Origin of the sequence: Moorella naiadis (nom. illeg.) (assembly GCF_051020825.1) — a bacterium.
Classification (GTDB): Bacteria; Bacillota; DSM-521; order Neomoorellales; family Neomoorellaceae; genus Neomoorella; species Neomoorella naiadis.
Map to the genome: position 1 here is coordinate 52,211 of NZ_JAXGFQ010000015.1, position 21,630 is coordinate 73,840.

Sequence of the window (21,630 nt, forward strand, 5' to 3'; positions counted from 1 at the left end):
AGGGTGGAACCACGGGAGCAATCCCCGTCCCTTTGCGGGACGGGGATTATTTTTTTAAGGAGGAACAATTATGCGTGTAACCCTACCCGACGGTAGCGTCAAAGAGTACGCCCCGGGCACCACGGCCCTGGCGGTAGCCCAGGACATTTCGCCCCGCCTCGCCCGGGAGGCCCTGGCGGCGCGGGTCAACGGTGAGGTCTGGGACCTGACCCGGCCCCTGCCGGAGGAATGTCAACTGGGGATCCTTACCTTTGACGATGAAGGCGGGCGCCTGACCTACCGTCACACCGCGTCCCACGTCCTGGCCCAGGCCGTCAAACACCTCTTCCCCGGTACAGAACTGGGCATCGGCCCGGCTATCACCGACGGGTTTTATTATGACTTTGATAGCGAGCATAAATTTACCCCCGAAGACCTGGCCGCTATCGAGACCGAAATGCAAAGGATCATCAAAGCCGACCTGCCCCTGGAACGGCAGGAGGTAAGCCGGGAGGAGGCCCTGGAGCTTTTCCGGCAGCAGGGTGAGCCCTACAAAGTGGAACTCATCAACGACCTGCCGGCAGGGGTGCCCATCAGCACCTATCGCCAGGGCGATTTCATTGACCTCTGCGCCGGCCCTCACCTGCCCAGCACCGGCTACTTGAAGGCAGTCAAACTCACCAGCCTGGCCGGAGCCTACTGGCGCGGCAGCGAAGTCAATCCCATGCTGCAGCGCATTTATGGGACGGCCTTCCCGAAGGCCAAGGAACTGGAGGAGTACCTGCACCGCCTGGAAGAGGCCAGGAAAAGGGACCACCGCCGCCTGGGGGCCCAGCTGGGTATCTTCAGCCTCCACGAGGAGGGACCCGGCTTCCCCTTCTTCCATCCTAAAGGCATGATCCTCCGCAATGAGCTGGAGCAATATTGGCGGGAGGAGCACCGTCGCACCGGTTACCTGGAGATCCGCACCCCGGTGATCCTGAGCCGTTCCCTCTGGGAGCAGTCAGGCCACTGGGATCATTATAGGGAGAATATGTATTTCACTAAGATCGACGATGTCGACTATGCCATTAAACCCATGAACTGCCCGGGGGCCATCCTGGTCTACAAAACCGAGCAGCACAGCTACCGTGACCTGCCCCTACGCCTGGCGGAATTAGGCCTGGTCCACCGCCACGAGAAATCCGGCGTCCTCCACGGCCTGATGCGGGTGCGGGCCTTCACCCAGGACGATGCCCACATCTTTATGCTGCCTTCCCAGATTACCGGCGAGATCCAGGGGGTCATCGACCTGGTGGACCGTTTCTACAGCCTTTTCGGCTTTAAGTACCACGTGGAGCTTTCCACCCGGCCGGAGAACGCCATGGGTTCGGCGGAGATTTGGGAAACGGCTACCAGCGCCCTGCGCCAGGCCCTGGAGGCCAAAGGCATGCCCTATGCTGTCAACGAAGGCGACGGCGCCTTCTATGGCCCCAAGATCGACTTTCACCTGGAGGACTCCCTGGGCCGGACCTGGCAGTGCGGCACCATCCAGCTGGATTTCTTGATGCCGGAGAAGTTCGACCTGAACTACATCGGCGAAGACGGCCAGAAACACCGGCCGGTAATGATTCACCGGGTGGTCTTCGGCAGCATTGAACGTTTTATCGGCATCCTTATTGAGCACTACGGCGGCGCCTTCCCCGTCTGGCTGGCACCGGTCCAGGCGCGAGTGCTGCCCATTACCGACCGCCACAACGAATACGCCTTCAAAGTGAAAGAGGAACTGGTCCGGGCCGGCATCCGGATCGAGGTCAACGACCGCAACGATAAAATCGGCTACAAGATCCGCGCCGCCCAGGTGGAACAGATCCCCTACATGCTGGTCGTGGGGGATAAGGAGGCCGCCGGGGGTACTGTATCCGTACGGGAGCGCCGCGCCGGGGATACCGGCAGCGTACCGGTAACGGTCTTTGCCGCCAGGGTGGTCCAGGAGATCCGGGAACGGCGCTGAGCACCTCACTGTAGCAAATAATGTATTGACGCCTTACTGGTCCTGTGATATACTCTTCCAGGAAGTAGAAGCCATCCGCTTCTCACCTTACGGCCAAAAGGTTAGTAGGGTTTGCCCAGGAAAAGGTCTGTACATGGCGGGTGGATGTTTTAGTCCACCCGCCTGCTTTTTTGGGAAACTAGTCTTAGCGGCAACTAGCCGCAAGCCTCCCACTTCCCATATCTCACTTTTACTGGGCGGTAAATTCAGCTGGAGGTGACGCATTATCAGCAAGGATTTAAGGGTCAATGGAGAAATCCGGACCCGGGATGTGCGCCTGGTTGGTGCCGACGGCCAACAACTTGGTGTCATGCCGACGCGGGAAGCCCTGCGTCTAGCCCAGGAGCAGGGTATGGATCTGGTAGAAGTGGCCCCTACGGCGCGACCGCCGGTTTGCCGTATTATGGATTTTGGCAAGTATAAATACGAGCAGAGCAAGCGGGAGCGCGAGGCCAGGAAAAAACAGCGCATAATAAATATTAAAGAAGTCAAACTGCGCCCGAATATCGAGGAACACGACTTCCAGGTCAAAACGCGCAACGCCATTCGTTTTTTGGAGGATGGCGATAAGGTAAAGGTGACCATTATGTTCCGTGGCCGCGAGATTGCCCATGCCGACTTGGGCTTGAAGCTGTGCCATCGGGTGGCCGACCAGGTGGCGGACCTTGCCTCCATTGAAAAACCGCCCAAGGTAGAGGGACGTAATATGACCATGATCCTGGCTCCCAAGTCGTAAAGAAAACTCATACTTGAGGTGATAAACTATGCCCAAAATGAAAACCCACCGGGGTACGGCCAAAAGGCTGAAGGTCACGGCCTCGGGGAAAGTCAAGCGGTTCCGGGCTTATAAGAGCCATTTGCTGGCCAGCAAGACACCCAAACAAAAGCGGCGCCTGCGCCATGCGACCCTGGTTGATGCCACAGACCGGCGGCGGGTAGCCAGGTTACTGCCTTATGAAGCCTAAAGGGAGGTAAAAAAGATGGCACGCGTAAAACGGGGTGTAACCAAACACCAGCGCCATAAAAAGATCCTGAAGCTGGCCAAAGGGTACTTTGGCGCCAAATCCAAGCTCTTCCGGCCGGCCAATGAACAGGTAATCAAGTCCCTGGCCTATGCTTACGCCCACCGGCGGCAGCGCAAGGGCGACTTCCGCAAACTCTGGATTGCCCGCATTAACGCCGCCGCCAGGATGAACGGCCTTACCTACAGCCGCCTGGTCAACGGTTTAAAAAAGGCCGGTGTCGAGATCAACCGCAAGATGTTGGCCGAGATGGCCGTTAACGACCAGGCCGGTTTTAACCGCCTGGTGGCTATGGCCAAGGAGCAGCTGGGGCTGGGAGCCTGATCCACGTCTAACCGGGGCCAAATTAGTCCTGAGCTATTTGGCCCTTTAATTATATTTATTATATTAACGTGTCCGGGTGAAACCGGCGACAAACCTTCGTTAGAAGATACACGCTGCACCCATTTTGGCGCTCTTACAAGTGAAAAGAGGGTGAAAGAGTACGAGTTTTGTGCAGGAGTGGCCCTTTCGCCTGCGGCCGCCGCAAGTCCTGGCCTTGGGCTTTGCCATCGTCATTGCCATCGGCACCCTCCTTTTAACCCTGCCGGTGGCCAGCGAAACCGGGCAACCGGTAAACGTAGTCGATGCCCTGTTTACGGCCACCTCGGCTACGGCTGTCACCGGGTTGAATACGGTGGACACGCCCACTACCTATTCTTTATTCGGTGAACTGGTTATTCTGGCCCTGATTCAAACCGGTGGGTTGGGTTTTATGACCCTGTCCACCCTGGTGGCCCTGCTCCTGGGTAAGCGTATCACCATGAAAGAGAGGCTGGTCATGCAGGAAGCCCTGAACCAGCTCACGGTGGCCGGGGTAGTGCGCCTGAGCAGGTATGTCCTGGGGTTCACCCTGCTGGTGGAAAGCACCGGGGGGCTGCTTCTGGCCGCCCGCTTCAGCCGGGATATGCCCCCGGGACAGGCCCTTTATTTCGGCTTTTTTCATGCCATTTCGGCTTTTTGTAACGCCGGTTTCTCCCTGTTTTCCGCCAACCTGGTTGATTACCGGGGCGACCTGCTGGTCAACCTGGTCATTACCACTTTGATTATCTGCGGCGGCCTGGGTTTCAGTGTCGTCGCCGATCTCTACAGCAAACGTTCCTGGCAGCGCTTGTCTCTACATAGCAAGATTGTCCTTCGCACTACTTTCCTGTTGCTCGGCGTGGGCACATTCGTGATTCTGGCCCTGGAATATACTAATAGCAAAAGCCTGATGCCCCTGCCTATCGGGGAAAAGATCTTGGCTTCTTATTTCCAGGCGGTGACGCCCCGGACGGCCGGGTTTAACACCTTGAATATCGGCGAGTTGCGGCCGGTGACCCTGCTTTTCATGATCGTCCTCATGTTTATCGGCGCTTCACCGGGCTCCACCGGCGGCGGCATCAAGACCTCCACCTTTGCTACCATCGCCGCGGCCGTCTGGTCAATTATTAAGGGTAAGATGGATATTGAGATCTTCGGCCGGCGCCTGCCCCGGGGTACGGTCCTCAAAGCCCTGGCGGTAGCGGCCGTATCGATGCTCCTGGTAATTACTATTACCGGAATTTTGCTGGTAACCGAGCAGGCGGAACTGGAAGTAGTCCTCTTTGAAGTGGTTTCGGCCTTTGGTACGGTAGGCCTGACGGCCGGACTCACCACCAAACTGACGGTGATCGGCAAATTGCTGATCAGCCTGACCATGTACATCGGTAGGGTGGGACCTTTGACCCTGGCCTTCGCCATTGCCCAGCGTTTGGGTCGCCAAGGATTAAAGCACTACCCCGAGGAGGGTGTCATTATTGGCTAAGGGGGGTAAAATTGTGAAACAGTTTGCCGTAATCGGCCTGGGCCGTTTCGGCTCCAGTGTGGCCCGCACCCTGGCCCGCCTGGGATACCAGGTTATAGCCATTGACAGCGATGAGGCCAAGGTTGAGGCCCTGATGAACGAAGTAACTACGGCCATCCAGGCTGATGCCCGGGATGAAGAAGTCCTGAAGGCGGCGGGCCTCAGCAACGTCGACGTCGCCATTGTCGCCATCGGGGAGAACGTCGAGGCTAACATCCTGGTTACCCTTAACGTTAAAGAATTGGGCCTTAAATGTGTGGTGGCCAAGGCCATCAACGACCAGCATGGTAAAGTCCTGGCTAAAATTGGCGCCGACCGGATTGTTTACCCGGAACGGGATATGGGCGTCAAGGTGGCTCACACCCTGGCTTCCGGTAACGTCCTGGAGCACATCGACCTCTCGCCGGAGTATAGCATTGTCGAGATTGTCGCCCCCGCCAGGGTGGCCGGCAAGACCCTGGGGCAATTGAACCTGCGCGCCCGGCATGGGGTCAGCATCATGGCCATCAAACGGGAAAACCAGATCTTGGCCGCCCCCGGCGCCGACGACGTGGTGCATGAAGGGGATGTTCTAGTCCTGGTGGGCCGGAATAAGGCTCTGGAGCGACTGCAGGAGAGTTAAATGACCTTAATTACATCTCCAACCAACCGTTATGTGAAGCTGGCCCGCTCCTTGCAGGAACGCTCCTGGCGGGCAAAGAAGGGCCTCTATCTCATCGAGGGCGTCCACCTGCTGGAAGCAGCCCTGCAGGCCGGCGCGTCCTTGGAAGTGATATTATATAGTCCCCGCATTTTTACCACCCCTCGGGGTGAGAAACTGGTAGCCGGCCTGCAAAGAGCAGGTTGCCATTGCCTGGCGGTAACGGAAGAAATCATGGCCGGCATCAGCACCACCATGACGCCGCCGGGAATTGTGGCCGTGGTCCCAATGCAGGAAAAAAAACCGGCCGACCTCCTGGCGGTGGCCCGGCCTCAATCCACCTCCCCCTTACTACTGATAATCGCCGCCGGCATTCAGGACCCCGGCAACCTGGGGACCATCTGGCGTACGGCCCTGGGAGCCGGGGCGACGGGCTTAATTTTAACCCGCGGCTGCGTAGACCCCTATAACCCCAAGGTAGTCCGGGCGGCCATGGGCGCCACCTTCCGGCTGCCGGTGGCCGTCGGCGTAGAACCATCCCGGCTGGCCCGGGAACTGCGAGAAGCCGGGCTGAAGCTGGTAATAGCCGACGTGGGCGCGCCCTTAACCTTCTGGCAGGCGGACCTGCGCCCGCCCCTGGCCCTGGTAGTGGGCAGCGAGAACCACGGGCCCGGACCGGAACTACTGGCTGCGGCTACCGACCGGGTGGGCATCCCCCTGGTAGGACCCGTTGATTCCCTTAACGCCGCCGTGGCCGCCGCCCTCCTCCTCTATGAAGCCCTGCGCCAGCGGCAGAAGGTATAACTTTGTATGTATATTCATATATTCAATAGATGATAAGCTTAACAGCCTTAAATTCTGGGCTAGCGGCGCCGTCATTACCATTGCCGTCGGCTTCAGCGGCACCATAGCCACGCTGCTGTATAAATAGTTGCTTTACGCCTTGTCACGGCCAGGAGCCTATGCTATAATTACTCCTGTGAGGTTACCCCCAAAAAGCTCCTGGAAAGGTTGTGATAGGGTGTTCCTGTCGGCGGAGTTCTTTTGGAGGCTTTTTGAAAAAACGGGATCCATCGCTGCCTACATCTTGTATCGGCGAATGGTGCTGCAGTAGGCTGAAAATTTTTATAGCGTAAATGCCATGAACGGGCAAAGTAGCCGGTGCGGAACCCCCAGGGAGGCGGCGTCGTTGACTGAAAGCGCTGCCGGGGAAAGGCCGGGCGAAGTTCTCCCGGGAGCAGCAGGCTGAAAGAAAGAGTAGGCCGGGCCGGTGTTCCCGCCGTTAGAGGGGAACGGCATGTTGGTGCCGGTCAGCTTGGGGTGGTTCCAGATGTGATGCAGCTTTCGTCCCGAAGGGGGCGAAGGCTTTTTATTTTGCCAGAATGAGGTGACCAGGATGTTAGAAGCTATCGCGGCTATCCGCGAGGCGGCCCTGGCTCGGGTAGCGGCCGCCACCACCAGCGAAGAGCTGGCAACCTTAAGGGTCCAGTACCTGGGCAAGAAAGGCGAGTTGACGCAAGTCTTACGGGGCATGGGTAAACTGCCTCCTGAGGAACGGCCCCGGGTGGGGCAGTTGGCCAACCAGGTTCGGGAGGAGCTGGAAAGGGCCCTGCGGGAGGCCGGTGAGAAGCTCTCCCGTCAGGAACAGGAGCGGCGCCTGCGGGCGGAAGCCCTGGACGTTACCCTGCCAGGCCGGCCGGTAACCACCGGCCACAGGCACCCCTTGTACCAGGTGTTAAATGAAATCAAAGCCGTTTTTATCGGCCTGGGGTTCGACGTGGCCGAAGGGCCGGAGGTGGAGAGCGACTATTATAACTTCGAGGCTCTGAACCTGCCCAAGGACCACCCGGCCCGGGATATGCAGGATTCCTTTTATATCACTGAGGATGTCCTCCTGCGCACCCATACCTCACCGGTGCAGGCACGGGTGATGGAGGCGCGGCGGCCACAGGTACCCATCCGCATCATCGCGCCGGGTAAGGTCTACCGCCGCGACGACGACGCCACCCACTCGCCTCTTTTCCACCAGGTAGAGGGCCTGCTGGTGGACCGGCGGGTGACCTTCGGCGACCTGAAGGGCACCCTGATGGCCTTTTTACAGCAGATCTTTGGCGACGGGGTCAGGGTGCGCTTCCGGCCCAGCTATTTCCCCTTCACCGAACCCAGCGCCGAGGTGGATATCTCCTGTGTCATGTGCGGCGGCTGCGGCTGCCGAGTCTGTTCCCACACCGGTTGGCTGGAGATCCTGGGTTGCGGCCTGGTGCACCCGAAGGTTTTAAGCATGTCCGGCTACGACCCGGAAGAAGTCAGCGGCTTTGCCTTCGGCCTGGGGGTGGAGCGGGTGGCCATGCTGAAGTACGGTATCGACGACCTGCGTCTCTTTTATGAGAACGACCTGCGCTTTTTGCAGCAGTTTTGATATTACCGAGGCATGCTATTCGCGTTGCTAGCTATAACCCTTACCTAAAACTGTCTATCTTGCTGATAGGAGTGAAATTATGCATGCGTGTTCCTTATAAATGGCTCAAGCAATACGTCGAGGTTGACCTGCCCCCGGAGGAGCTGGCTGAGAGACTCACCATGGCCGGCCTGGCGGTGGAGGGCATTGAGGACCTGACCCCGGACTTCCAGGGTGTAGTAGCCGGGAAAATTATCGCCATCACCCCCCACCCCAACTCTGACCATCTGGTCGTCTGCCGGGTGGATGCCGGCGCAGCCGGCCGGGAACTGCAACTGGTCACCGGCGCGCCCAATGTCTACGAAGGCCAGATGGTAGCCGTCGCCCTGGAAGGCGCCCGGCTGCCCGGGGGCCGGGAGATCCACTGGGCCACCTTCCGGGGGGTGGCCTCGGCAGGGATGCTCTGCTCGGCCCAGGAACTGGGGCTGGATGTAGCCCTCATCTCCCCGGAAGACCGGGAAGGCATCATCACCCTGTCCCCGGACGCCCCCTTGGGCGAGGATGTCAGCCGGGTACTGGGCTTGAAGGATGTAGTTCTAGTGCTGGAACTCACGCCCAACCGGGCCGATTGCCTGAGCATTTTGGGCGTCGCCCGGGAAGTGGCCGCCCTTACCGGTGCCCCCCTGCACCTGCCGCCGACCACTCCCCCGGAGGAGGATCCGGAGATCGCCGGCCTGGTAGCAGTTGAGATCGCCGCTCCGGACCTCTGCGCCCGCTACGTGGCCCGGCTGGTGCAGGGGGTACGCATCGGCCCTTCGCCGGCCTGGCTCCAGGCCTGCCTGCGCGCCGCCGGTATGCGGCCCATCAACAACGTGGTGGATATCACCAACTTTATTATGCTGGAAATGGGCCAGCCCTTACACGCCTTTGATTACGACCGCCTGGAGGAGCACCGGGTCATAGCCCGCCGGGCCGAGCCTGGCGAGAAAATGATCACCCTGGATGAAGTAGACCGGGAACTGGACCCGAAGATGCTGGTTATCGCCGACGCCGCCCAGCCGGTGGCCATTGCCGGCGTCATGGGCGGCCGGGAGACGGAGGTTACCCCGGCCACTACCAGCATCCTCATCGAGTCGGCCCACTTCGACGGCGCTTCTATCCGCCACACCTCGCGGCGGCTGGGCCTGCGCTCGGAGGCCTCGACCCGCTTCGAGCGGGGCGTCAACCTGGAGGGCGCGCCGGCGGCGGCCGACCGGGCGGCCCTGCTCATGGCCCAGCTGGCCGGGGGCCGGGTGGCCCGGGGCCGCCTGGACCGCTACGTAAAGCAGCGCCAGCCGATTACTATTGAACTGCGGCCGGAAAGGGTAAACTACCTCCTAGGGACGGCCATCGCCCCGGCGGCCATGAAGGAACTCCTGGAGAGGTTGCATTTACAAGTGCAGGTCGTGGAGCTATCTGCTACTTTAAGGGTGGCCGTTCCGGCCTGCCGGGGGGATTTGACCTCGGAGATCGACCTGGTGGAGGAGATTGCCCGCCTCTACGGTTATAACCAGATCCCTGCGACCCTGCCGGGTAATATTTCGGCCCGGGAGAAACAGCCCCCCTCCCAGCGCTGGGAAGAGGCCGGCAGGGAGGCAGCAGCAGCGGCTGGTTTGACGGAAGTAGTCACTTACAGCTTTATCGGCCCCCGGGCCCTGGACCAGCTGCGGCTGCCTGCCGGCCACCCCTGGCGCCGGACGGTGGCCATCCAGAACCCCCTGCGAGAAGAGCAGAGCCTGCTGCGGCCTTCCCTGTTACCGGGCTTGCTGGAGGTGGCTGGCCGCAACGCCAGCCGCCGGGTACTGCCGGTGGCTATCTACGAAATGGGGCGGGTCTTTATACCCACGGCTGCGCCCCTGCCCGATGAACCCCTGCGCTTGGGCGGACTGGTCATGGGGACAACCGGCCGGGGGTGGAGCTGGCCGGCTGGGGCAATGGATTTCTATTACCTGAAAGGCATCGTCGCCAATATCCTGGCTCACCTGCGGGTGGCAGGTGTTTCCTGGACTGCGGCTGACACCTATCCCTTCCTCCATCCCGGCCGGGCGGCAGTCATCCAGGCCGGCCAAACCGTCCTGGGTTACTTGGGTGAGCTGCACCCGGATGTCCTGGCGGCGGCGGACCTGCCGGAACGCGCCTGCGTTTTTGAGCTGGACTGGGAGGCTGCCGGCGACCTGGCCCGGAGGATTCCCCGGTATGAGCCGCTGCCCCGCTTCCCGGCCGTGGACCGGGACCTGGCGGTGGTGGTGCCGGCGGCTACCCCGGCGGCGACGGTGGCCGGGGTAATCAGGGCCGCCGGGGGTGAGCTCCTGCAGGCCGCCACCCTCTTTGATGTCTACCAGGGCCCTCCGGTCCCGGAGGGTTACAAGAGCCTGGCCTACTCCCTCCGCTACCAGTTGCCTGATCGGACCCTGACCGATACCGAGGTCAACGCCGCCCAGGAGCAGATTCAGAGGGCCTTAAAGGAACGCCTGGGTGCCAGCCTGCGGGTATAAGGGGTTGGAAGCAGGAAGCCGGCGGCTGGAGACTTGTAGGAACTGGCTAAGCCAGTTCCTCCAAGTCTGTTCTAAGGATTGCGGGTGAGGTATTCCCCCCCTGCGGCATCTTACTGCCGACCGGGAAAAAAATTCCGCGGTACTGTTTGTAGCCGACGGAAGGATTTTACCGCCGGGAAGCGAAAAAGGTAGGAAATAACACCAGTGCAGAGGGGAGGAGTTAACTTGCCCCAGGCCGAAAGGCAAACAACATCTCCGGACCGTACCACGGTGAACATCAACGGTCAGGATTACGTGGTGAAAGGGGAAGCGCCGGAGTATATCCAAATGCTGGCTGCCTATGTTGATAAAAGGATGCGCCAGGTCAGCCAGAAGTTTCCCAATTACCCCCCGGTAAAGGTCGCCGTCCTCGCGGCCTTGAATATTACTGATGAGTTGTATAAAGTCCAGCAGGATTACGAAACTTTGGTGAAACTGATACAGGAGGAAAAACGGGGTTGACCTTGACCAACCTGGAGCTCGCCTGGGCCCTCACGGAGATGGGTGATTTACTGGAATTAAAAGGGGAGGAGCCCTTCAAGGTGCGTGCCTACCACCGTGCCGCCCGCTCCCTGGAGAACCTGGCCGAAGAGGCGGGCGCCCTCCACGCCCGCGGCGCCCTGGAGGAAATACCCGGGGTGGGCAAGAACCTGGCCAAAAAGATCGCCGAACTGTTAACCACTGGCCAGTCCACCTTCCTGGAAAACCTGCGCCAGGAGGTGCCGGCGGGCTTAAGGGAGATGCTGGCCATCCCCGGCCTGGGCAGCCGTACCATTCGCCAGATCCGCCAGGGACTGGGTATTACGACCCTGGCGGATCTGGAAAAGGCGGCCCGGGAAAAGCGTATTCGCACCCTGCCCGGGTTGGGCGGCAAGACGGAACTGGCCATCCTGCGCGGCCTGGACATGCTCAAAGAGGCCCAGGATCAGGTACCCCTGGGGGTGGCCCGACCCCTGGCCCTGCTTTTCAAGAAACAGCTCCTGGCCCTGCCGGGGGTTGTCGCGGTGGAGATCGCCGGGAGTGTCCGGCGCGGTAAAGAAATGGTGGGCGATATCGACCTGGTCGCCGCCGTGGAGCCGGGCCACCAGGTAGCGGAGGTCATGGCCCGCCATCCCCAGGTCAAGGAGGTCCTGGCAGCAGAGGAACCGGATCGCCTGTCCCTGCAGACCAACCTGGGCCTTAAGATTGAAATCATCATGGTCGCTCCGGCGGCTTTCCCGGCGACCCTGTTTTACGCTACCGGTGCGCCGGCCCACCGCCGCGCCCTGCTCCACCTGGCCGCCGCCCGGGACTTAAGCGCGGCCGACCTGGGCCTGACCACCTCCCGCTGGCTGGCAGAGGCAGAAGAGTTGCTGTCCGGGAGCGAGTGGCCCGCAGGCGTTGCCCGGCTCTCGGATGGGCAGGACGAGGTGCCGGTCATAAATGCTAAGTTACCCGGCGAAGCGGCGATTGCCACCGGTACAGGTGCCCCCCCTGAGGCAAATCCCCCGGCAGCCGTCACCGGTTCTACCGCTACTTCCACGGTAAGCCTTGGCAGCATAACGGCGGGGGCGCAGCTAGAAGCCGTCTTTTACCAGCGCCTGGGTTTACCCTACATCGTCCCGGAGCTGCGGGAAGACCGGGGGGAAATCACTGCCGCCCTGCGGGGGGAGCTGCCGGACCTGGTAACCCTGGCCGCCATCCGCGGTGACCTGCACATGCACAGTCGTTACAGCGACGGCGTGGCCGCCGTGGCGGAAATGGCCGCCGCGGCCAGGGAGCGGGGTTACCGTTATATCGCCATTACCGACCATTCCCGCTCCCTGGTGGTGGCCCGGGGCTTAAACCTGGAGGAGTTAAAGGCCCAGCGGCAGGAAATCGATCGGCTGAATAAAGAACTGGAAAAAATAACCATTCTGGCTGGTGTCGAGGTCGACATCCTGGCCGACGGCCGCCTGGATTACGAGGACGAGGTCTTAAAGGAATTCGACCTGGTCATCGCCTCCATCCACTCCGGCTTCCGCCAGGAAGGGGAGCAGATCATGGCCCGGCTGGAGGCGGCCCTGCGCCACCCTTATGTGGACATCCTGGGCCATCCCACCGGCCGCATGCTGGGCCGGCGGCGTCCCTACGCCGTGGACGTAAACCGGGTCATCGAGCTGGCCGCGGCAACGGGGACCATCCTGGAGATCAACGCCAGCCCTGAACGGCTGGATCTCAATGACGAAAACGTCCGCCTGGCGAAGGAACACGGCGTGCCCATCGCCATCAACACCGACGCCCACGACCCCCGCCGCCTGGCGGATATGGAGTACGGCGTTCTCACCGCCCGGCGCGGCTGGCTGGAACCGGGGGATGTGGTCAACACCTGGGAGCTGGACCAGCTGCTGGCCCGGCTGAAGCGGAACAGATAGGCTGCTGAGGGCGACCTCTCCTGGCTTAAAAGATCCGACTTTAATCCTTTTGCCGGTCCGCGGCAGCGATGGGAACGGTTTTGTGTTCAGTTCCCCCCCCTGCCAGGTGAGGGGCTTGACGGCGCGTTTAACCCGCCAATGTCTGGTGAAAAACAGTAAGAGGCAGGAAAATCAAGGTGGGACGTAGAAATTAAAAGGGCAAGCGAAAAATATGTAAACTTGTTTCTAGGGGAAGGGGCTTGCCGGGATCAATGCCACCGCACAGATTGGCAAAAGTAATCTATTCGGTTACGGTTATCGCTTTACTTACGATGACAACTATAATACCGGGCGCGGCCACCGATGGCCCTACCACCAACACCAGGGCTACAAACGTCGCTGCCCCCAGTGCTGCGTATGACCCGGGAACGAACGACACCACCGGTAATGCCGGCGCCAACAAAATTGCCCCCAATATTGCAGCCGGTACGAGTACCACCAATCATGCGGCCACGAAGACTATTACTACCGGGGCTGCGAAGGGTACCATTGTCGAAATTACTTTACCGGGCATCACCATTGCCGGCGCCCCAGACACGAATATTGGCAACGCTGCTGTTACTGGCACCACCGCTATCCCGCGAGCTGACATCAGTAGCACCGCGCGGGCTGCTGCCGCCAGCACGGCACGGGGCGCCGGCGCGAAGACGGCTGCTGCTGACAGTATGGTTACGAATACCGCTCCCGGGGCCGCAGCTGCTGCCTCACCAAATGCTGCCGGCCTGGCCCCGCCACCCCAGCTTACCGCCCAGGGAGCGGTATTAATGGATCTAACCACCGGTAAGGTACTCTACGCCAAAAACCCTGACGAGCACCTGGCCCCCGCCAGCACCACCAAGATCCTTACCGCCCTCATCGCCATGGAAAAGGGTCACCTGAACGACGTGATTACCGTCGGTCCCAACCCGCCCCGGGTGGACGGCACCAGGGTGTATTTGGTGGAAGGCGAGCAGGTGACCCTGGAGAATCTCCTTTACGGGATGCTGCTGAACTCCGGGAACGATGCCGCCCTGGCCATCGCCGAGTACTACGGCGGCTCGATGGCAGGCTTCGCCCGGTTGATGAATGAAAAGGCCGCCGCCCTGGGGGCGGTAAACTCTCACTTTGTGACCCCCAACGGTTTACCGGACCCCAACCACTACACCACCGCCCGCGACCTGGCCGTCATCGCCCGGGCGGCCATGCAGAATGAAACCTTTCGCCGGATAGTAGCTACTAAAACCCGTCCCTGGCACGGTAAAGAATGGGAGACGACTCTGGTAAACCAGAATAAACTCCTCTGGAATTATGAAGGTGCTGATGGCATCAAGACAGGCTACACCTCGGAGGCCCATTATACCTTGGTAGGCTCAGCCACCCGGCAGGGCCAGACCTTTATCGTAGTCGTCCTGGATGAGCCCGGCGGCAGGGCCGCCGATAAAGACGCCTCGGCCCTGCTGGATTACGGTTTTAACGGCTTTCAAACCATCCAGCTGGTCCGCCGGGGTGAGGTAGTAGGGGCCCTGCACCTGGATGACAAGCACAGGGTGGAACTAACAGCCACCGGTGACCTGGCTATTGTCCGCCCTAAAAACGACGGCACCCGGCCCGGAGGCCAGCTGTACCTATTGCCCTTTAAAAGGCCGGCGCCGGCCGGGACCCGGATCGGGGAGATAGTTTTTCAGCAGAATGGCGAAATTATCGGCCGTGTCGACGTGACCAACCGCCAGCCCATACCCGCCCGGCCCTTGAGCCCGGCGGGGTGGAGGTTGCTGACCGGCCTGGTGCTGGCCCTGGCGTACGGCTCCTACCGCCTGCTGCAGGCCCGGCGACAACGGCGGGGGATGGCAGCGAGCCGGGTGCAATCCTGGAAGGCTTTATAAACTCCGCCGTAACTTTCAGCCCCCTGTATCTTAACTACCAGCATCCTGCACCTAACGCCTGCTATAGCGCCAACTGCAGGACACAACAAAGAAGTCTTCCCTTGAGGGGAAGACTTCTTTAAACGTAAACTTTGCGCGCAGCTGCGGCGGAGCAAGAAGCCTTAGAGCTTGCAGCCAGTTCCTCTAGCCCAAAAGAAGCCTAACTTGCGGGTTTATTCTCTTTCCCCTGGGTGGCGAAGGGGTTTTGCCGGTAGATAATCACATCCACCCGGCGATTTTTACGACGCCCTTCTTCAGTGGTATTAGGGAACAGGGGATGGTACTCGCCATAGCCCAGGGCGATGAAGCGGGAGGGTGCGAGGCCGGCGGTTTCGGTGAAATAGCGGATGACCGTGGTCGCCCGGACGGCGGATAGTTCCCAGTTGCTGGGGAACTGGGAGGTGTTGATGGGCAGGTCATCGGTAGAACCGGCGACGCCGATATAATTGGGTACTTGCTGCAGGTAACCGCTGATTTTTTGTAAAATCGGCACGGCATCGGGATGTAGGGTGGCCTGGCCCCGGTCGAAGAGGACGGAACCGGTAAAGCTGATAATCAGTCCCTGGCTAGTAGAAGTGACAAAAACTTGGTCTTTTAAACCCTGTTGTGCCAGGTAGGCTTGTAGCTCGCTACTGATACCAGTCAGTTCATCCGGCGGTACCACCTGCTCGCCGCTGCCCGGTTCGGGGAGGAACATGCTGCCGGCGCTGCTGTTAAAGATTTGGCCCAGGGCCCGAGCCAGTTGCTGGTAGCGAACCATATCAACCTTGGAAACGGCGTACATGACAATAAAAAAGGCCATCAAGAGGGTAATCAGATCGGCATAGGTCAACAGCCAGCGCATACTACCCGCACCAGCGTGGCTGTTGGCATGACTTTCATCCTCTGATTGGATTTTTTTAAAGACAGACATCCTTTAACCTTTCCTTTCTTTAAAAGGAAAAACCCCTCCGGTGATACTCCCGAGATTAGCGGCCGGGAAATAAACTATACGAGGAAGGGAGTCCAGGCTGCTATACTTCGTTGGCCGATTCCAGCCCGGCCAGGGTGCCCAGCTCCCGCTGGATTAAACGCGGGTTTTTCCCCTGGACGATGCCGAGGATGCCTTCCATGATGATCTGGTCGGCCACCAGTTTTTCGCTGGCCCGGGCTTTGAGCTTGGCGGCTATGGGTAACCAGATGATGTTGGCGCTGGCAATGCCGTACAGGGTGGCCAGGAAGGCCACGGCAATGGCGGCAGCCAGTTTGGTGGTATCGCTTATATTGCTCAAGACATGGACCAGGCCGATAACTGTGCCGATAATGCCCATGGTGGGGGCATAACCCCCGGCAGTCTCGAAGATGCTGGCACCGGATTTATATTCCTGCTGCCGGCGGATGATTTCGTTTTCCATAATCCGGCGGATCTCTTCCGGATCGATGCCGTCGACGGCGAAGGACAGGCCGTGGCGCAGGAGACGGTCATCATATTGCTGGGAGCGACTCTCGAGGGCCAGGAGGCCTTCCCGGCGGGCAGTTTCCGCCAGGTTGACCAGGGTGTCAATGAGATTCCCGGAGTCGTCGTGGCTTTCCTTGAATACTTGGCCCAGGAGGCTGGGAACGCGGCGTAGCTCCTTTAGGGGACAAGAAAAGGCGGTAGCACCTACGGTACCACCCAGGATGATAATAAATGCGGGGATATTGACCAGGGCGGCCAGGCTGTTTCCTTCCATCAGCAAGGCTATTAAGATGGCCGCCACGGCCGTGGTTACTCCCAGTATGCTTGCCAGGTCCATAAGCGTCCGGCGACGGTGAAGAGCCGGACTACCCCCCTTTAAATATTTTACCTACATAACTATGTAATCGACTACTGGCTAAAAAAGTTGAGGATGGGGCGCAAAATCATATTTGCGGTGGTAGGAAGTTGGGGGCTGGCGTAGAATATGTTAATTGGTCTGTGGTAAACCCCGGGAGGGATGATAAATGGCTGTACCAGTTGAGCCCTTGTACAACAAACGTTATCAATGCCTTTTTTGCGGCCAGGAATTTACTAATAAGAAGCTGCGCCTGAGCCGGGTACGCCAGGTGCGGCGCGACAGCGATTTATGTGCCTATTTTGAGGGGGAAAACCCCTATTTTTACGAGGTCATGGTTTGCCCCCACTGCGGTTACGCCTTTACTGCTAATTCCAGCCCAGTAAAAAAAGAACACCGGGCGGTTATAGAGGAGGAGTATATCCGCAAGATTGCGCGGAAAGACTACACCGGTCCCCGTACCCTGGAGGAGGCCCTTAATGTCTATAAACTGGCCTTATTGTGCGGGAATCTTAACCAGGAGAAACCTTCGGTTATTGCCGGCCTTTGTTTACATATTGCTTGGTTTTACCGCTACAACCATGACGAAGGGGAAGAAAAAAAGTACCTCCGCTATGCCTGCGATCTTTACCAGGAAGCCTATGAAAAGGAGAGCGGGACGGGCGAGGAAAAAAACCCCAATTTGATTAGCTACCTCATCGGTGAATTGGAAGGAAGGCTGGGTAATTATGAAGCAGCCTGTCGCTGGCTGGGGCGCCTGGTGAATAGGCGCAATTTAGAACCCTATCTACGGGATTTACTGCAGGAGCGCTGGGCGGTTTACCGGGAAAAGCTGGCTGAGGTCCATCCCCCTGGAGAAAGGCCACATGGAGGTTAACGTTCGCGAATAATCACAGTCCGGTTCGTAGTGGCAGGTGTACAGAAGGGTCAGAAGGAGGTTAACGCACCGCCCTTAGTTCGCGCTAACAAGCAAACAAGGGAGCGGTTCTCCTGTTTGCTCCCGCCCAGGGGGGCGAAAGCTTGCTTTCACCCGGTCAAACTGCTATGATGTTACCAAAATACGAGAGGGATGGATAACCTTGCCCAAACGCTTAGCTATCCTTACCGGCGGCGGTGACTGCCCCGGCCTCAACGCCGTCATCCGGGCGGCGACTAAGACGGCCTTCAGCCACGGTTACGAAATGATTGGCTTCCTGGATGGTTATACCGGCGTGGTGGAGGGCCGTTACATCAAGCTGGACCCGCCGGCTATCTCCGGCCTCCTGCACCGGGGCGGCACTATCCTGGGAACCAACAACCGCAGTAATCCCTTTTATTTTCCCGTTAAAGAAAACGGTGAGGTTACTTACCGTGACATGTCGGATAAGGCCGTGGCACGCCTGAAGCAAATGGGCATCGAAGTGCTGCTGGTAGTAGGCGGCGACGGCACCCTGGCCGGGGCGCGGGATTTTAAGGCCAAAGGGGCACGGGTTATCGGCATCCCCAAGACTATCGACAACGACCTGGCCGCCACCGACCAGACCTTCGGCTTCGACACGGCCGTCCGCACGGCCACCGACGCCCTGGATAAGCTGCATACCACGGCCGAGTCCCACCACCGGGTCATGGTCCTGGAACTCATGGGCCGTTACGCCGGCTGGATCGCCCTTTACAGCGGTCTGGCCGGGGGTGCCGATGTCATTTTAGTACCCGAGATTCCCTGGCGGATTGAAGGGGTACTGGCTAAGATCGAGGCCCGCCGGGCCGAAGGCAAGCCCTTCAGCATCGTCGTGGTCGCCGAGGGGGTCAAGTCGCCGGCAGGGGAACTGGTCGTCCAGCGCCGGGTGGAGGGCAGCGTGGAGAAGGTGCGCCTGGGAGGCATCGGCCAGCTGGTAGGCCAGATGATCGAAGAAAAGAGCGACATTGAAACCCGGGTGACGGTCCTGGGCCACATCCAACGGGGCGGTTCGCCGTCATCCTACGACCGGGTCCTGGCCACCCGCTTCGGCGTGACCGCGGCCCAGCTGGCGGTTGAAGGCATTCACGGGGTTATGGTCTGCCTGCGGGGTACCGATATCGCCCATGTACCCCTGGAAGAAGCCGTCGGCAAGCCCCGGACCATCCCCATGGACCACCAGCTCCTGGCTACGGCCCGGGCGATTGGCATTAGTTTTGGGGAGTGAAGAACTAACCTCATATTTACTATCTCTTATTTACATCGAAGTTATAGTTAAAGATAAGGCATCATGCCGGTGTGTACAGCACCACGCAAGAGATAGTAAAGGGTATATTGAACTCCAGAGTACCTGTGATAGTATATGTTTCGCCAGCGGGAGCTTGGGCCGGTTCAGCGGGGACTTTCATCACCATCTCCGCCCATGTGGCAGCCATGGCGCCAGGCAGCAGGATAGGGGCCGCCCACCCTGTGTCCATCGGTGATGAGAGTAATCTGTCAGACGTGCAAAAGCAGAAAATTACCCAGGATGCGGCGGCCTGGGTGCGGAGCATTGCCCAGATGCGGGGGCGCGACCCGTTGCAGGCGGAGACGGCGGTGTTAGAGAGCAAGTCCTTTAGCGATGGCGAGGCTGTGAAGGCTAAATTAATAGACCTGGGAGCTGCTAGCAGAGAGGAGCTTTTACAGCAGCTCAATGGCAAGAAGGTTACTTTGATAGATGGAAGGGCTGTCGAGCTTCAGTTAGCAGGTGCCCCGGTTAAACTCTTAGCTATGAGTCTGGTTCAGCGCCTGCTATTTAAAATCAGTGAGCCCAATATTGCCTACCTCCTCATGACGGTTGGCAGCGTAGGCTTGCTGATGGAACTATACCACCCGGGGGCTGTTTTCCCAGGGGTGACCGGTGGCATAAGCTTGTTGCTAGGGCTTTACGCTTTGGGCAGCCTGGATGCGCAGTTCGGTGGGGTTCTTCTTATGCTTTTGGGCCTATGCCTGCTGGCGGCAGAGGCTTTGATAGTGAGTCACGGACTGCTGGCGGGGGGAGGACTGGTTGCGTTTATCCTGGGGTCCCTCATGCTTTTTAGCGGGGGGCCGCCGGCCCTGCGCCTTAGCCTCAGCCTAGTGGGAGTTACTGCCCTCGGTCTGGCCGCATTTGTGGCCTTCCTCCTGGGAGCTGTAGTCAAAGCCCGGCGGCGCCGTGTGGTTACCGGCCAGGAAAGCCTCCAGGGTGCAATGGGGGTAGCATTAACCGACCTAAAGCCGGAAGGGATAATTAGAGTGGAAGGGGAAAGGTGGAAAGCGGAAAGCGGAAAGCATAGAACCAGTGGAAGCGGGCCAAAAGGTGATAATAATAGGCGTAGAAGGCTTGAAATTAAAGGTGAAGAGGGCATAGAAAGCTTACAGAAAGGTGGGATATATAGCTATGGAGAATTTTATTTCCCTTATAGCAGTGCTCATAATTATAATCAGTCTTGTTTCCTCATCCATTCGGGTGGTACAGGAGTATGAAAGGGGAGTTATTTTCCGCTTGGGCCGTTATGTAGGGGTGAGGGGGCCCGGTCTTTTCTTTTTGATACCCTTCATCGAGCGCATGCAAAAGGTGGACCTGCGGACCGTGACCATGGATGTGCCGGCCCAGGAGGCCATAACGAAGGATAACGTCACGGTCAAGGTAAATGCGGTGGCGTATTTCCGGGTAATTGAACCGGCCAATGCCGTGATTAAGGTCCTGGATCATGTTCGCGCTACTTCCCAGCTAGCCCAGACCACCTTGCGGAGTGTCCTGGGCCAGTCAGACCTGGACGAACTTTTGGCCCACCGGGAACAGATCAACCAGCGCCTGCAACAAATCATTGATGAAGGGACAGAGCCCTGGGGAGTAAAGGTAAGCCTTGTAGAGATACGTGATGTGGAGTTACCTCAGAGTATGCAACGGGCTATGGCAGCCCAGGCTGAGGCGGAAAGGGAACGGCGGGCGAAGGTAATCCACGCAGACGGGGAATTCCAGGCGGCTACAAAACTAGCCGAAGCGGCCCGGATTATTTCTGCTCAACCGGCTTCTCTCCAGCTGCGGTATCTGCAGACTCTGACGGAAATTGCTTCCGATAAGAGTAATATTCTAGTGTTCCCGGTGCCTATAGATTTGTTTAAGGCTTTTTCGGAGCACTTGACCGGTAAATAGGAGATTACTTGCCTTAAAAAATTTTGGCGCTGACGGTCGCAGTCCAGATGGCCGGCCTGCCGCAGCCGGTGACAGGCCCGCTGGTAAACGCGATGCTGTTTTTAGCGACTTTTACCGTAGGCATAGGGGGCGGGGTCGTCATAGGCGCCCTGACGCCGTGGATCGCCCTCATGCGGGGCATCGTGCCCCCGCTCGCCCAGCCCATAACGCCGTTCATAATGGCAGCCAACGCTACGCTGGTGATAGTTTTCGGCCTGCTGGCAAGGTTTAACCCCTGGGCCGGCGTCATTGCTGCCGCGGTATGCAAGTATGGGGTCTTCGTGTTAGCGCTGAAATTCATTCTGGTCTTGCCCCCCAAGCTGGCGCAGGCTTTCCAGATCCCCCAGTTGCTTACGGCCCTGGCAGGAGGGGTTATAGCGGTTATCGTGTATCAAGCCCTGCCCGAGCAGTATAAGAGGCCCTCCTGATGAACTTTGGTAAAGCCTACAAAAGTGATGTTAGTTCCCGCTGGCTCGCTGCGGAACCGCCTTCACGTCCGCTCCTCCGCGTTAAGTATAGGGGGCAAGCACAGGAGAAATATCCTGTGCCTGCGCAGGATTTATAAATTTACAACAGGCCAGAGTCACTGCTCCAGTTGCTTTTTCAGCGCGGCGATCTCGTGCGGAGCAAGCCCGGTCGCCCTGGCAATCATATCCATTTCTATGCCCAGCGACAACATATTTTTCGCTACTTCCATCTTACCTTCCATCTTACCTTCCATCTTACCTTCCATCTTACCTTCCATCTTGCCTTTCAACAAAGCCTGCCGCTGCATCTCTTCCAGGGTCAATTCCAGGTTGTAAATCATCCGTTCCACCTCCCAGGGATTGCTTGCGTCCAGGATG

At 59.0% G+C, this 21,630-nt stretch carries 21 protein-coding genes; 18 read left to right on the top strand and 3 right to left on the bottom strand.

Annotated features, from left to right (window positions below; translation table 11 throughout):
• The first annotated feature begins 70 nt into the window (after positions 1–70).
• The 13 genes from thrS to SDD30_RS10900 all read left to right on the top strand — a co-directional run bounded on the left by thrS (position 71) and on the right by SDD30_RS10900 (position 14,802).
• Positions 71–1,972: a threonine--tRNA ligase gene (thrS, locus tag SDD30_RS10840; RefSeq protein ID WP_434074936.1), complete on the top strand. Its 1,902-nt coding sequence runs from the start codon at positions 71–73 to the stop codon at positions 1,970–1,972.
• Positions 1,973–2,237: 265 nt separating this feature from the next.
• Positions 2,238–2,747: a translation initiation factor IF-3 gene (infC, locus tag SDD30_RS10845; protein ID WP_434074955.1), complete on the top strand. Its 510-nt coding sequence runs from the start codon at positions 2,238–2,240 to the stop codon at positions 2,745–2,747.
• A 28-nt stretch (positions 2,748–2,775) separates the two neighbouring features.
• Positions 2,776–2,976 (top strand): 50S ribosomal protein L35, encoded by a 201-nt coding sequence (gene rpmI / locus SDD30_RS10850; protein ID WP_109205426.1) that lies wholly within the window; start codon positions 2,776–2,778, stop codon positions 2,974–2,976.
• Between the two features lie 15 nt (positions 2,977–2,991).
• Positions 2,992–3,357, top strand: coding sequence for a 50S ribosomal protein L20 (rplT, locus tag SDD30_RS10855; protein WP_434074937.1), 366 nt, complete (start codon positions 2,992–2,994; stop codon positions 3,355–3,357).
• A 169-nt stretch (positions 3,358–3,526) separates the two neighbouring features.
• Positions 3,527–4,858, top strand: coding sequence for a TrkH family potassium uptake protein (locus SDD30_RS10860; protein WP_434074938.1), 1,332 nt, complete (start codon positions 3,527–3,529; stop codon positions 4,856–4,858).
• A gap of 13 nt (positions 4,859–4,871) precedes the next feature.
• On the top strand, positions 4,872–5,519 hold the full coding sequence (locus SDD30_RS10865) for a potassium channel family protein (protein ID WP_434074939.1): 648 nt from the start codon (positions 4,872–4,874) through the stop codon (positions 5,517–5,519).
• Positions 5,520–6,341 (top strand): TrmH family RNA methyltransferase, encoded by an 822-nt coding sequence (locus tag SDD30_RS10870; protein ID WP_434074940.1) that lies wholly within the window; start codon positions 5,520–5,522, stop codon positions 6,339–6,341.
• Between the two features lie 217 nt (positions 6,342–6,558).
• Positions 6,559–6,651 (top strand): YqzL family protein, encoded by a 93-nt coding sequence (locus SDD30_RS10875; protein ID WP_434074941.1) that lies wholly within the window; start codon positions 6,559–6,561, stop codon positions 6,649–6,651.
• A 282-nt stretch (positions 6,652–6,933) separates the two neighbouring features.
• Positions 6,934–7,956: a phenylalanine--tRNA ligase subunit alpha gene (gene pheS / locus SDD30_RS10880; protein ID WP_434074942.1), complete on the top strand. Its 1,023-nt coding sequence runs from the start codon at positions 6,934–6,936 to the stop codon at positions 7,954–7,956.
• An 83-nt stretch (positions 7,957–8,039) separates the two neighbouring features.
• A complete protein-coding gene (gene pheT, locus SDD30_RS10885) occupies positions 8,040–10,469 on the top strand; it encodes a phenylalanine--tRNA ligase subunit beta (RefSeq protein ID WP_434074943.1) in 2,430 nt (809 codons plus the stop codon).
• 225 nt (positions 10,470–10,694) lie between these two features.
• Positions 10,695–10,970, top strand: a complete 276-nt coding sequence (locus tag SDD30_RS10890) for a cell division protein ZapA (protein WP_434074944.1) — start codon at positions 10,695–10,697, stop codon at positions 10,968–10,970.
• On the top strand, positions 10,967–12,901 hold the full coding sequence (locus tag SDD30_RS10895) for a DNA polymerase/3'-5' exonuclease PolX (protein ID WP_434074945.1): 1,935 nt from the start codon (positions 10,967–10,969) through the stop codon (positions 12,899–12,901). The genes SDD30_RS10890 and SDD30_RS10895 overlap by 4 nt, the downstream gene beginning before the upstream one ends.
• A gap of 251 nt (positions 12,902–13,152) precedes the next feature.
• Positions 13,153–14,802 (top strand): D-alanyl-D-alanine carboxypeptidase family protein, encoded by a 1,650-nt coding sequence (locus SDD30_RS10900; RefSeq protein WP_434074946.1) that lies wholly within the window; start codon positions 13,153–13,155, stop codon positions 14,800–14,802.
• A 199-nt stretch (positions 14,803–15,001) separates the two neighbouring features.
• Here SDD30_RS10900 and SDD30_RS10905 read toward each other — a convergent pair whose 3' ends face one another.
• Complete coding sequence (locus tag SDD30_RS10905; RefSeq protein ID WP_434074947.1) at positions 15,002–15,754, bottom strand: flagellar motor protein MotB; 753 nt, start codon at positions 15,752–15,754, stop codon at positions 15,002–15,004.
• Between the two features lie 100 nt (positions 15,755–15,854).
• Complete coding sequence (locus tag SDD30_RS10910) at positions 15,855–16,616, bottom strand: flagellar motor protein (protein WP_434074948.1); 762 nt, start codon at positions 16,614–16,616, stop codon at positions 15,855–15,857.
• 187 nt (positions 16,617–16,803) lie between these two features.
• Here SDD30_RS10910 and SDD30_RS10915 point away from each other — a divergent pair, with 187 nt between their 5' ends.
• From SDD30_RS10915 to SDD30_RS10935, 5 genes are all read left to right on the top strand, one after another.
• A complete protein-coding gene (locus SDD30_RS10915) occupies positions 16,804–17,511 on the top strand; it encodes a DUF2225 domain-containing protein (RefSeq protein WP_434074949.1) in 708 nt (235 codons plus the stop codon).
• A 202-nt stretch (positions 17,512–17,713) separates the two neighbouring features.
• Positions 17,714–18,796 carry a 6-phosphofructokinase gene (locus SDD30_RS10920; protein WP_434074950.1) on the top strand — a complete coding sequence of 361 codons (1,083 nt, stop codon included), beginning with the start codon at positions 17,714–17,716 and terminating at the stop codon, positions 18,794–18,796.
• Between the two features lie 242 nt (positions 18,797–19,038).
• A complete protein-coding gene (locus tag SDD30_RS10925) occupies positions 19,039–20,073 on the top strand; it encodes an NfeD family protein (protein WP_434074951.1) in 1,035 nt (344 codons plus the stop codon).
• The gene (locus SDD30_RS10930; protein WP_434074952.1) at positions 19,988–20,746 is read left to right on the top strand and encodes a slipin family protein; all 759 of its coding nucleotides are present in this window, start codon (positions 19,988–19,990) and stop codon (positions 20,744–20,746) included. The genes SDD30_RS10925 and SDD30_RS10930 overlap by 86 nt, the downstream gene beginning before the upstream one ends.
• 92 nt (positions 20,747–20,838) lie before the next feature.
• On the top strand, positions 20,839–21,213 hold the full coding sequence (locus SDD30_RS10935; RefSeq protein ID WP_434074953.1) for an ECF transporter S component: 375 nt from the start codon (positions 20,839–20,841) through the stop codon (positions 21,211–21,213).
• Positions 21,214–21,368: 155 nt separating this feature from the next.
• On the opposite strand, the gene SDD30_RS10940 is transcribed toward SDD30_RS10935, so the two are convergent.
• Positions 21,369–21,630 (bottom strand): Rpn/YhgA-type helix-turn-helix domain-containing protein (locus SDD30_RS10940; RefSeq protein ID WP_494517270.1); only part of this gene is annotated, 262 nt, incomplete at its 5' end.